Origin of the sequence: Pseudomonas sp. Pse79, assembly GCF_024519615.1 — a bacterium.
In the GTDB taxonomy this organism is placed as follows: Bacteria; Pseudomonadota; Gammaproteobacteria; order Pseudomonadales; family Pseudomonadaceae; genus Aquipseudomonas; species Aquipseudomonas veronii.
Genome location: NZ_JALJRR010000001.1, coordinates 498488 through 512882, shown reverse-complemented (window position 1 = coordinate 512882; position 14395 = coordinate 498488). Strand labels below are relative to the sequence as shown.

The following is a 14395-nucleotide window of genomic DNA, read 5'->3' as shown; positions in this document are numbered from 1 at the left end:
CTGCGAAGGGGCAGGGCGTTGATCACCAGGCCCAGCGTATTGCGCGGAAGGCGGGTGATCGCATTATTCGGTTATGCGCTAGTCTCCTGTCTAATCCTGAACGACACTTTGAAGGTTGCGTTGATCAGATGGCGAGTTGCCAATGCAGCTTCAAGACAACCAGTCACTGCGCCAGCGGCACCGAAAGGCGGAATATGAAAATAAACTCGGCGGATTTTAGAGTACGGGAAGGCGACGAGGTCAATCTCCATAAGTGGCCGACCAAGGTGGAACCTTTCTACAAGTCAAAACAGCAATATCGTCAGCTTCTGACAACGCATGTTGCGCAACTCAGCGCGCAGCAGCAGCTGCTTTATGCGTCCAATCGCTATGCCATTCTGCTGATTTTCCAGGCGATGGATGCCGCAGGAAAAGACGGTGCCATCAAGCATGTGATGTCAGGTGTGAATCCGCAAGGTTGCCAGGTATTCAGCTTCAAGCATCCCAGCGCGGCTGAGTTGGAGCACGACTTTCTATGGCGAACCACACGCAACCTACCGGGACGCGGACAGATTGGCATATTCAATCGGTCGTACTATGAGGAGGTACTGATAGCCCGTGTCCATCCGGAAATTCTCCGAAGCGAGGGCCTCCCGGATGCTCTTGAAAGCAATAGTACTGTCTGGCGGGAGCGATATCGTTCAATCTCCAATTTGGAGCGCCACCTGTCAGGTAACGGAACACGCATCATCAAATTTTTTCTCCATCTGTCGAAAGAAGAGCAACGAAAACGCTTCCTGGACCGCATCGACAAGCCGGAAAAAAACTGGAAATTTAGTGCTGCGGATATCGAGGAACGCAAGTATTGGAAAGACTATATGCAGGCCTACGAAAAATGCCTTAGTGCAACGAGCACGACTGAGACGCCTTGGTATGTTGTGCCTGCCGATGACAAGAAAAATGCCCGACTGATCGTATCTCAGATATTTTCAGATGTGCTGGATGGGCTGAAAATGTCATATCCAAAGACCAGTGAGGAGCGTCACCAAGAACTGCTGGATATCCGCAAGCAGCTTCTGGAAGAATGAATGAACGGTGCCGCTTTATCAGCATGCATGAGAGGCTGATGGATGCTAGTTCAAAAAAACATGCTTTGGGACCTGGTTGAAAATCTGGCAGAACTTGGCAGGCTTAGAATTGAGCAATGTGGTTTGTCCCGGAGCTGGTCGCTCATCATTCACTTCATGGGGACTCAGCGGACATCTCCATCTCTGGGCTGAGTGTGCCGAGCCAGGCAACCAGGCCCATAATGATCACCGCGACCGAGAACTCTAGAATCATGCTGCGCCGTAAAGCGTTGATCGCGACGGTGTGGGTATCTGCCTGAATGGATCGCTCAAGCAGCGGGCTCAGGTGAAAGCGGTTTACCGCCGCAAATACCAGCATCCCCGCGAACAAGAAGACCTTCAAAGACAGCAGGGCCCCATACGTGCTGGAGGTCAATGTCTCGAATGCTGGCCCGACAACCATCAGATAGTTGACGATCCCGGTGATAGTCAGGGTTGCGACGATAAGCGTCCCCGCTGATTCGAAACCAGTCAGCGTTCGAGCCAGCAACCGTATCTGCAGATCGCCTGTGAGGTTGGTTGAGCGCAATAACAGCGCAAATGCAGCGAGAGCGCCCAACCAACTGCCTGCACCCAGAAGATGGACAATATCGCTGGTGAAGTGCAGGTAGCGTCGACTGCCTTCATCCATGGCGCCATGTCCCGTCCAGGCGAGCGTCGCGAGGGCGATGGCCCCACACAATGTGGCCAGCCAGAGGCTCAATGCCGGGCTTCGTCGATTGAGAGTCGCGGCGATGACCGCCAAGGTCAATGAGGCTATTCGAACCATCCAGGTCAACCCGACGTCAGTGTCCATCAACATCATCTGCAGGATGTGGTGATGCAGCTCCATGACGCTGGACACGCCGCTCATCGTCTTGGCCATCTGTAGCATGGCCACCATCGATAGCAGTATGCCGATAAGGGCAGTTCCCACCAGCAACGACCCAAAATTCAACACGGCACCGTCTGCACGTTCCTTTCCTCTGAGACTGTACAGGCCAAACAGTGCCAGCCCGAAGAGCAGCATCAAGTCGATATAGAGCGCGAAGCGAAGGCTAATGTAGATGGAGTCGTCCATGGATCACTTGACTTTAAAGGTCACGGTACCTGTGATCGGGTGGGTATCGGAAGAAACCGCCCTCCACTCGACCTTGTATGTGCCAGGTGTGAGCGGCGCTGCCGGAGTGATGACCATCATTTTCGGATCGTCGCTACCCGCGACACTCGCTTTGACACCCATGGGGGAGTGGGCGGACATGCCCGGCATTTCGGTCATGATCAGTTTCGCGCCGGAAAACTGGGTGGTGAGCTTTTCCGAGAAACTCAGTTCGATTTTTGCCGGTGCAGCCACGGTGGCGCCATCGACCGGGGTGGAGGACAGTAATTTTGGATGCGCCTGGGCGGCAGTGCTCAACAACAAACCGATGCTGAGTGCAGCGACAACACCGAGGGTTTTAAACGATGACATGCAAGGCTCCTGACGGCCTGGGCCGTGGGTGGGGTGTTACTGTTAGAATGGATGTATCTTTCGGTCAGGTTTAGAACCACATTCGCACACCGACGACAAAGCGCGTATCGCTCTGGTCTTCGCCTTCTTCGAGGCGGTAATCTGCCGTTTTGCCGTAGGCGCGGTTCCAGGTCACGCCGATGTAAGGTGCGAACTCGCGGCGTATTTCATAGCGCAGTCTCAGGCCGACCTCGGTGTCCGACAGCCCTGAGCCTGTGGCCCGTTGCGGGTCGTTTTTGCCATAGAGGTTGATTTCAGCAGTGGGTTGCAGAATCAAGCGGTTGGTCAGCAAAATGTCGTAGTCACCCTTGAGCCGCAGCGCGGTCTGGCCGGCCTCGCCCAGGTAAGCGGTGGCTTGAGTTTCAAAGTCGTAGAGCGCCATGCCTTGCAGCCCCAGCGCCGCCCAGGTCTGCGGTGCGCCAGGTTTGAAGTCTTGTCGCACACCACTGACCACGTCCCACCAGGGACTGACGGCGTGTCCCCAGAGTGCCTGAAGCTCAGCGCTTTCGGTCACGCCATTGGTTCGCTCGCCTTCGGTACGCAGCCAGAGACGATCCGTGTCGCCGCCAATCCAGCCGTTGGCTTCCCAACGTAATGCGCTGCCCTTGTCAGCGTCTTGCCATTCGAGTTGATCGATCAGGAAAAATGAGTTGATGGCGCTGTCGTGCATCTGGTGGCCGGCATGGCTTTCAAACACCGCCGCGCGATCGGCATCGGTGAGCGCCGGAATGGGTGTACGGCTTTGCTGGGGCGCTGCGGGTTTCATACCCTGCATCTGGGAGTGATCCATCTCCTGCATCTGGTTGCCGTCCACACCTTGCATGGGCTCGGTCTGCCCATAAGCAAGCGTCATGACACCCATCCCGAGGATGGCCAGGCCGGCGAGTAGCGGTTTAGCGGTTCTATCGAAGTTCATGTCTGGCTCCTACTCTTGTACACGGACTTCGCGGAACATGCCCATTTCCATGTGGTACATCAGGTGGCAGTGGTACGCCCATCGCCCCAGGGCGTCGGCGGTCACGCGGTAGCTGCGTTTGGTGCCGGGCGGCATGTCGATGGTGTGTTTGCGAACCATGAAATCACCGTTTTCATCCTCCAGGTCACTCCACATGCCATGCAGATGAATGGGATGCATCATCATGGTGTCGTTGACTAGAACCACTCGGATGCGCTCTCCATATTTGAGATGAAGTGGTTCGGCGTCCGCGAATTTGACGCCGTCAAAAGACCACGAGAACTTTTCCATGTGTCCAGTCAGGTGCAGCGTGATGGTGCGGCTGGGTTCCCGACCATCGGGATCCTGGAAGGTGCTCTTCAGGTCTGAGTAGGTCAGCACCCGGCGACCGTTGTTTCTCAGTCCCATGCCAGGATCGTTGAGTTTCGGTGTGGGGCTCATCGTCTGCATGTCGACCAGCGGGTTGTTCGCTTCCGAGGCCGGGTGGGGCTCCATCGAGTCCATGCTGCTCATGCCCGGCATCGAGTGCCCCGACGTGTCTGCCGAGCCTGGCGTCTGACTGTGATCCATGCTCTGCATCGATCCACCGTCCATGCCCGTCATACCCTGCATGCCGTTGTCCTCGCCGGCCGCCATTTGGCTGTGATCCATACTCTCCATGCCTTGCATCGAGTCCTGGGTCATACCCGTCATATCGCCATGATCCATGCCGGCCATATCCCCCATGCCCATGTCGCTCATCGTGATCAACGGACGTGGATCCAGGGGCGGCACAGGGGCCGAGAGCCCTTCATGTACAGCCAATGTGCCTCTCGCGAAACCGGTGCGATCCATCGACTGGGCGAACAAGGTGTATGCATTTTCGGTGGGTTCGACGATCACATCAAAGGTTTCGGCCACGGCGATGCGGAACTCATCGACGCTCACCGGTTTCACGTACTGCCCGTCTGCGGCGACGACAGTCATTTTCAGCCCAGGAATACGCACGTCAAAGTAGCTCATCGCCGAGCCGTTGATGAACCTCAGGCGCAGCCGTTCGCCGGGCTTGAAAATGCCTGTCCAGTTGCTGTCAGGAGCCTGTCCGTTGAGCAAGTAGGTGTAGGTGGCGCCGCTAACGTCGGCAAGATCGGTGGGGTTCATGTTCATTTCAGCCCACATTTTCCGATCCGCGACGGTGGCAGACCAACCGTTCTTGCTGACGTCATCAATGAAGTCGCCGACGGTGCGCTTGTGCAGGTTGTAGTAACTGGATTGTTTCTTGAGTTTCTTCATGACCCGCGCTGGGTCTTCATCCGTCCAGTCGGACAGCATCACCACATAGTCGCGGTCATAGCTGAAGGGTTCGGGATCCTTTGCATCGATGACCAAAGGGCCGTAGACGCCGACCTGCTCCTGGAACCCGGAATGACTGTGATACCAGTAGGTGCCGTTCTGTTTGACCTTGAACGAATAAACGTACAGGCCGCCCGGTTCGATGCCGTGAAAACTCAGACCCGGTACACCGTCCATGTTCACCGGCAGAATGATGCCGTGCCAATGGATCGAGGTGTTTTCCTTGAGCCGATTCCTGACCCGCAACGTCACCGTATCGCCCTCGCGCCAGCGCAGTATCGGGCCGGGGAGGCTGCCGTTGATGGTCATGGCGGAGCGGGGCGTGCCCGTGAAGTTCACCCCCATTTCACCGATAGTCAGATCGAAATGAGTGCCAGCGAGCACATTCGGCTGCCCCGGACTGGTAATTGCCCACACCGGGCTGCGCCACAGCCCAAAGCCTGCGAGTACCCCGCCTGCCGCCAAGGCTTTCACGAAAGTGCGTCTTGATGTTCTGGAATGCATCGAGGGGTATCCAGTCAGTCGGAGTCCAGGCAGATACGAAAGCGCTGCCACAGTAGGGCCATGGCTCGCTTCAGAGAGTCGGTGCCAGCCGCCATTTTGCGAGCAAGATGTCACATCATCAGCCCGCGCGTGATTACATTTCCGTCAGGTTGGCGGCGGCAATTTGGCTGCGCTGCGATAGGGCAGCATCGATAGAGTTGTCTTGTTGTGATAGGCCGTGTCAGGTTAGCCCTGACGTAGTCGTCAATTGCCGTTTAAAAATATCGCTTACCGACAGCAGCAACCGCCGCCGTTCCCGCCACAACCCGAGGCTTTCTTACTCGGTACGCTTTCCATTGTCGCCAACTGTGCTGGATAGCCAGCCTCCTGCAGGGCTGAAAGCAGCGCATGGCTGTCCGAATCGCCGCTGACCTTCACCCGTCCAGCTTGTAGATCCACTGCTATGTCACTGACGCCTTCAAGTGGGCGCAGCGCTTCGGTGACGTGTTTGACACATGAGCCACAGCTCATGCCCTGGACTTGCAGTTCAACGGTTTTCATCGGTGACTCCTCATAACAAAATGCATCATGCGAAGGCTGAGGCATTCGGCTTTTCTGCGACGTTGGCTTATCTTCAACCTTGCTGCGATGGCAAGGTCAAGCGGTCGTTATCACTCAATCAATGGAAGCCTGGCGCAGGCGCAACGCGTTGAATACCACCGACGCCGAGCTCACGCTCATGGCCAGTGCGGCAATGAGCGGTGACAGAAGGTGACCGGTAAGCGGGTAGAGCAAGCCGGCCGCCAACGGGATGCCCATGGCGTTGTAAAGGAAGGCGAAGGTCAGGTTCTGGTGCATATTGCTCACCGTTGCGACTGACAGGCTGCGTGCACGCAGGATACCGAGCAGATCGCCTTTGACCAGGGTGACTTGAGCGCTGTTCATTGCTACGTCAGTGCCAGTGCCCATGGCGATTCCTACATCAGCGCGAGCCAGCGCGGGGGCATCATTAATGCCGTCGCCGGCCATCGCCACGAGGTGTCCGGCTTGTTGCAGAGACGCGACCAGACGTTCTTTGTCTTGCGGTTTGACCTCTCCATGTACCTCCTCGATACCCAGCCGCAGAGCGACCGACCGCGCAGTGGTAAGGCCGTCGCCAGTGGCCATGATGACCTTGACGCCATCCGCCTGCAGGCGCTCGACCGCCAGCTTCGAGGTGGGTTTGATTGGGTCGGCTACAGCCAGCAAACCTGCCAGGGCGCCATTGACAGCTAAGTACATGATGCTCGTGCCATCGCCGCGTAGCTTCTCGGCCTGCGTTTGCAATCTTTCGGTGGTGACGCCAGCCTCTTGCATCAGCGCCGTATTGCCCAGCTTCAGGCGACGGCCCTCGACTTGACCGCTTACTCCAATACCTGAGGCCGACTCAAAGGTTTCAGGTGGGCTCAGTGTCAGACCTGCGGCGCGTGCCTGATCGACGATGGCGCGGGCCAACGGGTGCTCGCTGCCCTGATCAAGACTCGCAGCCAGGCGCAGCACTTCATCCTGAGTAAATCCAGGTACAGTCTCGACGCTGTGGAACGCTGGCCGCCCCTCAGTGAGGGTGCCCGTCTTGTCGACAATCAAGGTATCTATATTGCGCAGATTTTCGATGGCAGCGGCATCACGGAACAAGACGCCGCTGCCAGCGGCCTTGCCGGTGGCGACCATAATCGACATGGGTGTCGCCAGGCCAAGAGCGCAGGGACAGGCGATGATCATCACTGCGACAGCGTTGATCAGGCCAAATACCCAGCTTGGCTCAGGCCCCCATAGCCCCCAACCCAGGAAAGTCAGTGCCGCGATGGTTATCACCACGATCACAAAGTAGCCGGCGATTACATCAGCCAGGCGTTGCATCGGCGCCTTAGAGCGTTGGGCCTGAACAACCATCTGCACTATCTGTGCGAGCAGGGTAGCCGACCCTATCTTCTGCGCCTGCATCACCAGGCTGCCGTGGATGTTGAGAGTGGCGCCGATCAGTGCGTCGCCGGCCCTTTTCATGATCGGTATAGGTTCGCCAGTGAGCATCGACTCGTCTACAGCGCTTTCGCCTTGTAGCACCTGACCGTCGACAGGCACTTTCTCGCCTGGTCGCACACGTAACGTGTCGCCGCTGTGTACGTGCGTCAGGGGGACGTCTTCTTCCGTGCCGTCGGCATTGATCCGTCGTGCAGTTTTGGGGGCCAGTCCAAGCAACGACTTGATGGCCGACGAGGTTTGCGAGCGAGCTTTGAGTTCGAGCATCTGGCCGAGCAGGGTCAGTGAGATGATCACAGCCGCTGCCTCGAAGTACACGCCGATACGGCCTTCCATCATGAAGTTGCCAGGGAAGGCGCTGGGAGTCAGGGTGGCGACGACGCTGTAAATGAAGGCCGCTGCCGTGCCGAGGCTGATCAGTGTCCACATGTTCGGGCTGCGCTGAATCACCGAGCGCACGCCGCGTATATAAAATGGCCAGCCAGCCCAAAGCACCACGGGTGCGGCCAGACCCAGCTCGATCCAGTTTTGCGTGGGGCCATGAAACAGCACCAAGGCATGGCCGCCCATGGCCAGAACGGTGACGATTATTGTCAGTGGCAATGTCCACCAGAAGCGTTGGGTGAAGTTCTTGAGTTCAGGGTTCTCTTCTTCCTCCAGCTCGGGAATCACCGGCTCCAAGGTCATGCCGCACTTAGGGCAGACGCCGGGGCCAATCTGGCGAATCTCCGGATGCATGGGGCAGGTGTATTCAGTGTCAATGGTCAACGGTTCTGCTGGTGCCTGATGGACGCGTTCAATTTCGGTCGGAGATATTCGATAGCGCTCGGGCTCTGCACTGAAGGTCGTTTGACATTTCTGGCTGCAGAACCGGTAGGTTTGTCCCTTATATTGCGTACTGAATTGGCTTTCGTTAATGACGGTCATGCCACATACCGGGTCATGGGAACCGGTGGGTTCAGGCTTGTGTATTGGGTCGTCTTGACGAAGTTCAGGGACGTGCATGGGCTATCTCCTGTTCGCGTCCTTGGTTGAGTCTGAGTTTTCTCCGTGATGACTGTGTGCACCATGGTGGTGCCCGAAAAAATGCATCAGCGGGCACAACAGCAAAATCATGTAAGGCAGTAAGCCCAGCATATGGCCGTAGTGTTCTCTGGCCAGATAAAACAGCGCGATCACCGCCAGCATGCCCAGCGCTATGCCGGTTTTGCTCCTCCAAAATGCTGGAGAGGTGTTAGCTGAATGTGGTGAATTCATCATGACTTTGTACTCCTAAGGGAGTGCTATCGAGTAGTACGGCGGTGTCGCTCTAGCCATGCAGGCCATGGCGACACCGTTGCATTGCCAGCGCCGCAATCCTCGGTGGATAGCGGTCGTCACTTCTTCATTGGCATATCCATCATCGACGACTGCTGATCCATCATTTTCATCATCATCTCCATCATTCCTTTACCCATACCCATACCGTCCTTGGAGCCAGACATTCCCATGCCTGAGCCCATCTCCACGCCCGTACAACCAGCAGCACCTTGCTGCTTACTCATCATGGCCAAGCTGTCCTTCATCGTTTTCATACCCTCTTGCATGGCTGCTTGCCGTTCGGCTGGTGTCTTCGCGGCGGCGACTTTGTCATGAGCGGCCTGCATTTTCTGCATTTGCTCGCTCATCGCTTTATTCATCGCCGACTCGGACGGTGCGCTGGCAGCCGTTGCGCTGGCAGGTGCGTCGACAGGGTGATGCTCATCTTCGGCAGAAGCCATGAAGACGCTGCTGGCCAAAATGGCGGCAAGAACCAGTTTCAATTGTGTTTGCATGGTGAACTCCGGGTATTTAGAGATAAGCAGGAACTACTAAGCCGCGCCGAATCGGCGCAATGACGCAGAGCGGCCACGGTGTGACCGCCCTGAAAGGCGAATTAATCGTTGAAGCGGACGAATATAAGGCGGGCTGGCGGCCCCGATGGAGCGGGGCGCTTCAGTGCGAGTGCAGCGAAGGTTATTGTTTGAGCGGGGTTAAGCAGCAGCATCGCAGGTAACAGCAAGGCAAGCGCTAAACTGGCGAGATCCAGTGTCGGTATCTGCGATGTGGGACTGATCGCCTTTGCTGCATCGGCACAATGCTTAAGGCAGCCGCTGGCATGCAGCGCATGTTCATCCACCTGTTGCAGCGTGGAAGGAGTCTCGTGCGTTGCACTCAGGCTGTGCTGCGGCTGCACCAGGCAGCCGTGAAATACCGTCACGATCACAGCCAACACCCACACCCCTAGGGTGAGTCGCAAAAGATCGCGGTAGTGATGACGGAACCAATACATGACGTGCTCCACGGGCCTGTTAGACCCTATTTGTTTCAGTGTAGACACCCAGGCAGTCGCAGAGTTGACCTCAATCAGGTAAGTGGGTTTTTGGGTGCGCTTGGGCAGCAAGGCTGTTGCTCGGCAAGCAGGTGTTGCTGTGGTCATGATTCCGAGAGTGCAATCTCCCCGAGTCGGTTTATTTCGGCAAAACTAAACTCAGCTTTCTTGGAGGCTGGCCATCCTCGCCGGCGGTTCATCGGCAGGCTGTTTAAATGGGAGCTTGGGTTTGACGGTGATGCCGGCGGCGATCAGAGCGCTGCGTAAGGACTGAGGCGCAGCGAAAGCGAGTCGCGCAACTCGAAACTGCCAATGCATAACAATCGGTAAGTGCCATGAGAAAAAAACCAGAGCATCACCTTCAACTTCGAGTACGCGAGCTTGGGCAGTTGTTTAACTCGATGGATCCGACACCTTTTCTTAACAAGGATCTAGATCGCGAAGCTGAAGCGTTCATTGAGACTTGGGCGGCGGAATTTTCGTCGGACAGCCGGCTTCGTATCACAATCCACCTTGAGCACCTACCAGCAGAGGGCGATCCAAGTGCGATCATGATCGAGGCAATCCACAATTACTTTGATCATAAGGCAGGCCTCACGCGCAGTGAGTTAAAACACCTCCTTCGAGATGGCCGCATCAGCCTGGTGATCGGCATCGCCTTTGTTACCCTTTGCCTGATTGCAGTCGATGTCATTGGTCAACTGGGCACTGGCGCTGTAGTCGGCACAGCGCGCGAAAGCCTGATGATCATTGGCTGGGTGGCAATGTGGCGACCGCTGCAGATTTTTCTATATGACTGGTGGCCGCTTTTAAGATTGATTCGTGTCTACAAAGCCATCAGCCATGCACATGTTCGAGTGGTGCAAGGTAAATAATTTCTGCCGTAAGCCGAAAGAGGCCGGTATCGGCGATGTATCTGCTAGCCCACATTTGCCGCTATCAATAGTTGAGCATCTTTTCTAGCCCCTGGATGCAAATAGGCCGCCAATGACTGTAGGGTGGAAAGATTGGGAATGGGATGAATGGCCGCGTCATTGGTGAACCCGCGCTAGAATCTTTGCGTGGTGCATTTACGTTTAGCAGACGTACTGGGTGCTAGCCAGTCACCAAAGCTTCAGATACGGAAACGGAGATTCCGTGACAGGGCGACCTAAGGGCGGGTGTGAGGATGGAGCGCCAACAGCGCTGATTTTTCAGCAAACGGGGTTTTGTGGAAAAGCGACTAGGGGTAAATGGAAATGGACAGCGCGAATCCGCGGCTTCCTAACCTGGCACAGGATTATACAAGTGGGCGATGTCAGATGTTCACAAGCCGATAGACCGTATTGTACTACGGGCGCACAGAACGAATAGATGAGGAGACTGTTCATCGATTTATGTTCATAAGACTTCCGGCGTGTCGCACTACGGCTTCCGCTTTGGAGGTTAGATAAATCCAAAATAGGCTACAGGCTTACCGCGAGAAAGTTGCTGCGCTGGGCTCGCATCTACTAGGCACTGTACGAAAAGTAGTGTCTTAGACACCGCCGCCAGCAAGCCAACGTGACAATCGCCGAGAAAGTGTTCTTTAGACTGGGCTCAATGCGACGTATGGCACAGTGGCATTGCCCAATCTAGGCAGCGTATGATCTCGCTGCCACCCCGACAGCCCTGCGCGGGGAACACCGCCAAGGATGCCGCTGTGACCCCAATTCATCGCACTGAGTGCCCTGTGTATCTGATCCCTTTCCTTGCGGATGACAGGAGCCAATGGGAGCAACTTTACGGGCCTTCTTCAAAGGGTTGGCCTCACCGCGATGATATCCTCAGAAAATACAGAAGTGACCTGGCAGACGACTTAATAAAAGTTTTCGGCCCCATCTGCTGTTACTGCGAGAGCTATGCGCATCGAGGCAGCGGCGCCATCGAACGCTTCCGCCCCAAGACCGGTGTGCGAGGAGAACCGCACTACACACACCTGCAAGCGGACTGGCGTAACCTATACTGGGCCTGCCCGGTATGTAATCGCTACAAATCAAAACGCTTCCCGCAAATGGGCCATTCGTGTCCAGATAGCCCGTACTTGGAAACAGTAACGGTCGAAAGGCCAGGCCTAATCGATCCCTGTAGTGATGAGCCCGATCTCCATCTTAAGTTCGAGTCCAACGGAATCGTGCTTCCGCTTAGCGATCGTGGAAAAATCACGATTGACTTGCTAGATCTCAATCGTCGGCAACTGGTGCAAACCCGCCGCGAGCAGGCGGTTTTGATGACAGCTGGTAAACCTAGCTGGCATGAGGAAAGCGACCATCGCGCACATGCCGCTCTATGGCGTCAGCTCTCGGCTGAGCTCAGCAGGACTTCATGGGAATTCCCGAGACCCATCGTGGATGAGCGTGAGGATGAACCTGCAACTTATGAGGCTGCTGCACCGACCGAGCGGATTGATACCGAGACCAAGGAGGGCATGGACTCCTACTTGACGAAAGCCCAATACGTTACGCGGCTTGAGATCAAAAACTTTGGGCCCATCGACCACCTGGATCTCAACCTAGAAGCAACCGGCGCGTCGAGCGCGCCCTGTTACGCGTTGCTAGGTGAGAACGGAGCGGGAAAGAGCACGGTGCTGAGGGCTTTGGCACTGGCGTTGTCCGGCGAGGCATATTCGAAAGCACTTCGTCGCACCAGCAACAAACTTCTGGCTACCGGATCCTACGAGGGTTCAGTCGTCGTCACCTTGGTGGGTGGCGATCAGGTCTCGATGACCTTCACTCGCAATAAGAAGATCCGGTTCAGCAACGAGCACTCTCGCTCGTTGGTTGTGGCGTATGGGGCCACGCGTTTGCTCGCAACCAAGCGCCACAAAGCAAAGCCCGGAAAAGACCATGCGAAGATCGATAACCTGTTCGACCCGTTCCTCCCGATCACTAACCCATCAGAGTGGCTGAAAAGCCTCGATCGCAAGCGCCTGGAAGAGGTCAACGAAGTACTGCTCAGGTTGATGCCGAAGGATCATCAGGTGCAGGTCATCATTGCTGCCGATGGCTCCTTAAGTCTCAATGTTGGCGGCATCGAAGGGCGCCAGCTCCATGAGCTGAGCGACGGGTACCAGTGCATGATCGGCATGGCTGTGGACATCATGCAGGTGCTCTCGCTATCCGGCGCCGCGCTTGATTCGGCAGAAGGAATAGTCCTGATCGATGAACTCGGTAACCATTTCCACCCGGCCTGGCGACTCCAGTGTCTACCGGCGCTACGGGAAGCGTTCCCTGGTGCCCAGATCATCTACAGCACTCATGACCCACTGTGCCTTCGTGGTTTGAAGGAAGGTGAGGTTGCAGTGCTGCGGCGGGATAGGCTGAACCATATCTACGCGCTCGAAAACCTACCCACTGTGTCCAAGCTCAGGGTTGAGCAGCTCCTTACATCAGAGCATTTTGGACTGCGTAGCACAGTGGATCCTGAGCTCGAAATCAAGATTCAGACTTATGAAGAGCTGTTGAGCAAGCCGGAGCGGTCTGTCGAGGAAGAGCAGTCGCTTGCCGAGCTGGTAGCGGAGCTAACGGACACTCGTTACCTCGGCGGCAGCCGTCGAGAGCGAATGGCTCTGCAGATGCTGGACGCTACAGGAGCGGTCGATATTCCTGCGGAAGCGGCTGCGAATGTACAGCTCTTTACTGACTCGACTGTGTCGAAGCTCAAATTCCTCATGCAGCAGGTCACGCCATTGACTGGCCGGGTAGAGAGCGAGCAATGATCAAGGTTGAGCGCCCTAAGGGTAGTACCCCCAAAGGTTTAGTCCGGAAAGGGCTCGCAGAACTGAGGAAGCACCGTAATCTCGAACCTAAAGAGCGAAAATTCAACGCGTACTCGGCCGATCCAGTTAAAGAGAAGCTGACGGAATTATTCGGGCGCAAATGTATGTTTTGCGAATCGCTGTTGGCGGGTAGTCAGCCCGGTGATGTGGAGCACTACAGGCCTAAGGGAAAGGTGGTTGTCTACCCCAAGACTGATGATGCGCCTGCACAGGTCGCACCTGGATATTATTGGTTGGCAGCTAAGTGGCCAAACCTTCTGTTGTCCTGCGCTGACTGCAACCGCCCGAGGACGCAGGATGATTGCGATGGCAACGCCAGAGTGATCGGGAAGACTAACTTCTTCCCCCTTGCTGATGAGGCAAAGCGAGCGTCTGGGCCTTGGTTTGTTCTCAGGGAAGAACCGTTGCTGCTGAACCCCTGCATCGATGATCCTGCCGACCATCTTGTATTCTTGGAGGATGGGCGCGTGGAGCCGCGATTGATTGATGGAGAGCCAAGCCCCAAGGGTAAAGCCAGCATCTATTACCTTGGACTGGCTCGTGCTGAGCTGCTGCAAATGCGCGCACGTCATGCTCGCATGGTACGCGCCGCGATGCGTCATACTGTGGATGCTTTGGAAGGACACAGAGACCCTGGCGCCGATTTGGAAGATTTGGTCTCGTTTCTCGATCCCAAGGAAGCCTATGTCGCCTTCAGTCGTATGCTGATCCACAAGCACATGAGCAAGTACATCGTAGACCTCAATCTACCCGTTTGAGGGGCTTGCTGGGCACCAAGTCAAAAAGGGGCCACTCGGAGTTGTGACGTTGCGTCCGTCGCATCTCGGATGAGCCTGTCGCGCAGAGGACAGACTCTACGCAGGCG

General features: G+C 56.1%; 13 protein-coding genes. 4 read left to right on the top strand and 9 right to left on the bottom strand.

Features of this window, described 5'->3' with window-relative positions; genetic code table 11:
- Positions 1-194: 194 nt before the first annotated feature.
- Positions 195-1067, top strand: a complete 873-nt coding sequence (locus NR164_RS02255) for an ADP-polyphosphate phosphotransferase (RefSeq protein WP_256822219.1) — start codon at positions 195-197, stop codon at positions 1065-1067.
- A gap of 154 nt (positions 1068-1221) precedes the next feature.
- On the opposite strand, the gene copD is transcribed toward NR164_RS02255, so the two are convergent.
- From copD to NR164_RS02210, 9 genes are all read right to left on the bottom strand, one after another.
- Positions 1222-2166 carry a copper homeostasis membrane protein CopD gene (gene copD / locus NR164_RS02250; protein WP_057004126.1) on the bottom strand — a complete coding sequence of 315 codons (945 nt, stop codon included), beginning with the start codon at positions 2164-2166 and terminating at the stop codon, positions 1222-1224.
- 3 nt (positions 2167-2169) lie between these two features.
- The gene (gene copC, locus NR164_RS02245) at positions 2170-2556 is read right to left on the bottom strand and encodes a copper homeostasis periplasmic binding protein CopC (protein WP_079443821.1); all 387 of its coding nucleotides are present in this window, start codon (positions 2554-2556) and stop codon (positions 2170-2172) included.
- Positions 2557-2626: 70 nt separating this feature from the next.
- A complete protein-coding gene (locus tag NR164_RS02240; protein ID WP_306218010.1) occupies positions 2627-3511 on the bottom strand; it encodes a copper resistance protein B in 885 nt (294 codons plus the stop codon).
- 9 nt (positions 3512-3520) lie between these two features.
- Complete coding sequence (locus NR164_RS02235; protein WP_256822218.1) at positions 3521-5386, bottom strand: copper resistance system multicopper oxidase; 1866 nt, start codon at positions 5384-5386, stop codon at positions 3521-3523.
- A gap of 267 nt (positions 5387-5653) precedes the next feature.
- Positions 5654-5926, bottom strand: a complete 273-nt coding sequence (locus tag NR164_RS02230; protein WP_128191422.1) for a heavy-metal-associated domain-containing protein — start codon at positions 5924-5926, stop codon at positions 5654-5656.
- A gap of 114 nt (positions 5927-6040) precedes the next feature.
- Positions 6041-8389 (bottom strand): heavy metal translocating P-type ATPase, encoded by a 2349-nt coding sequence (locus tag NR164_RS02225; RefSeq protein ID WP_256350938.1) that lies wholly within the window; start codon positions 8387-8389, stop codon positions 6041-6043.
- Positions 8390-8392: 3 nt separating this feature from the next.
- Positions 8393-8644 (bottom strand): DUF2933 domain-containing protein, encoded by a 252-nt coding sequence (locus tag NR164_RS02220; RefSeq protein ID WP_256822217.1) that lies wholly within the window; start codon positions 8642-8644, stop codon positions 8393-8395.
- Between the two features lie 116 nt (positions 8645-8760).
- Complete coding sequence (locus NR164_RS02215; protein WP_177032437.1) at positions 8761-9198, bottom strand: hypothetical protein; 438 nt, start codon at positions 9196-9198, stop codon at positions 8761-8763.
- A gap of 101 nt (positions 9199-9299) precedes the next feature.
- Positions 9300-9695 (bottom strand): hypothetical protein, encoded by a 396-nt coding sequence (locus NR164_RS02210; RefSeq protein WP_256822216.1) that lies wholly within the window; start codon positions 9693-9695, stop codon positions 9300-9302.
- 374 nt (positions 9696-10069) lie between these two features.
- Between NR164_RS02210 and NR164_RS02205 the strand changes: the two genes are divergently transcribed.
- The 3 genes from NR164_RS02205 (at position 10070) to NR164_RS02195 (ending at position 14288) form a co-directional block, all read left to right on the top strand.
- Positions 10070-10609, top strand: a complete 540-nt coding sequence (locus NR164_RS02205) for a hypothetical protein (protein WP_198864338.1) — start codon at positions 10070-10072, stop codon at positions 10607-10609.
- Positions 10610-11445: 836 nt separating this feature from the next.
- Positions 11446-13470 carry an AAA family ATPase gene (locus NR164_RS02200; RefSeq protein ID WP_256822214.1) on the top strand — a complete coding sequence of 675 codons (2025 nt, stop codon included), beginning with the start codon at positions 11446-11448 and terminating at the stop codon, positions 13468-13470.
- On the top strand, positions 13467-14288 hold the full coding sequence (locus tag NR164_RS02195) for a hypothetical protein (protein WP_256822213.1): 822 nt from the start codon (positions 13467-13469) through the stop codon (positions 14286-14288). The genes NR164_RS02200 and NR164_RS02195 overlap by 4 nt, the downstream gene beginning before the upstream one ends.
- Positions 14289-14395 lie beyond the last annotated feature (107 nt).

Bases quoted from the DNA above. Each gene is read 5' to 3' on its own strand.
- NR164_RS02240 (WP_306218010.1), bottom strand. From the start codon at position 3,511: ATGAACTTCGATAGAACCGCTAAACCGCTACTCGCCGGCCTGGCCATC.
- NR164_RS02230 (WP_128191422.1), bottom strand. From the start codon at position 5,926: ATGAAAACCGTTGAACTGCAAGTCCAGGGCATGAGCTGTGGCTCATGT.
- copC (WP_079443821.1), bottom strand. From the start codon at position 2,556: ATGTCATCGTTTAAAACCCTCGGTGTTGTCGCTGCACTCAGCATCGGT.
- NR164_RS02220 (WP_256822217.1), bottom strand. From the start codon at position 8,644: ATGATGAATTCACCACATTCAGCTAACACCTCTCCAGCATTTTGGAGG.
- NR164_RS02195 (WP_256822213.1), top strand. From the start codon at position 13,467: ATGATCAAGGTTGAGCGCCCTAAGGGTAGTACCCCCAAAGGTTTAGTC.
- NR164_RS02235 (WP_256822218.1), bottom strand. From the start codon at position 5,386: ATGCATTCCAGAACATCAAGACGCACTTTCGTGAAAGCCTTGGCGGCA.
- NR164_RS02205 (WP_198864338.1), top strand. From the start codon at position 10,070: ATGAGAAAAAAACCAGAGCATCACCTTCAACTTCGAGTACGCGAGCTT.
- NR164_RS02255 (WP_256822219.1), top strand. From the start codon at position 195: ATGAAAATAAACTCGGCGGATTTTAGAGTACGGGAAGGCGACGAGGTC.
- copD (WP_057004126.1), bottom strand. From the start codon at position 2,166: ATGGACGACTCCATCTACATTAGCCTTCGCTTCGCGCTCTATATCGAC.
- NR164_RS02225 (WP_256350938.1), bottom strand. From the start codon at position 8,389: ATGCACGTCCCTGAACTTCGTCAAGACGACCCAATACACAAGCCTGAA.
- NR164_RS02215 (WP_177032437.1), bottom strand. From the start codon at position 9,198: ATGCAAACACAATTGAAACTGGTTCTTGCCGCCATTTTGGCCAGCAGC.
- NR164_RS02210 (WP_256822216.1), bottom strand. From the start codon at position 9,695: ATGTATTGGTTCCGTCATCACTACCGCGATCTTTTGCGACTCACCCTA.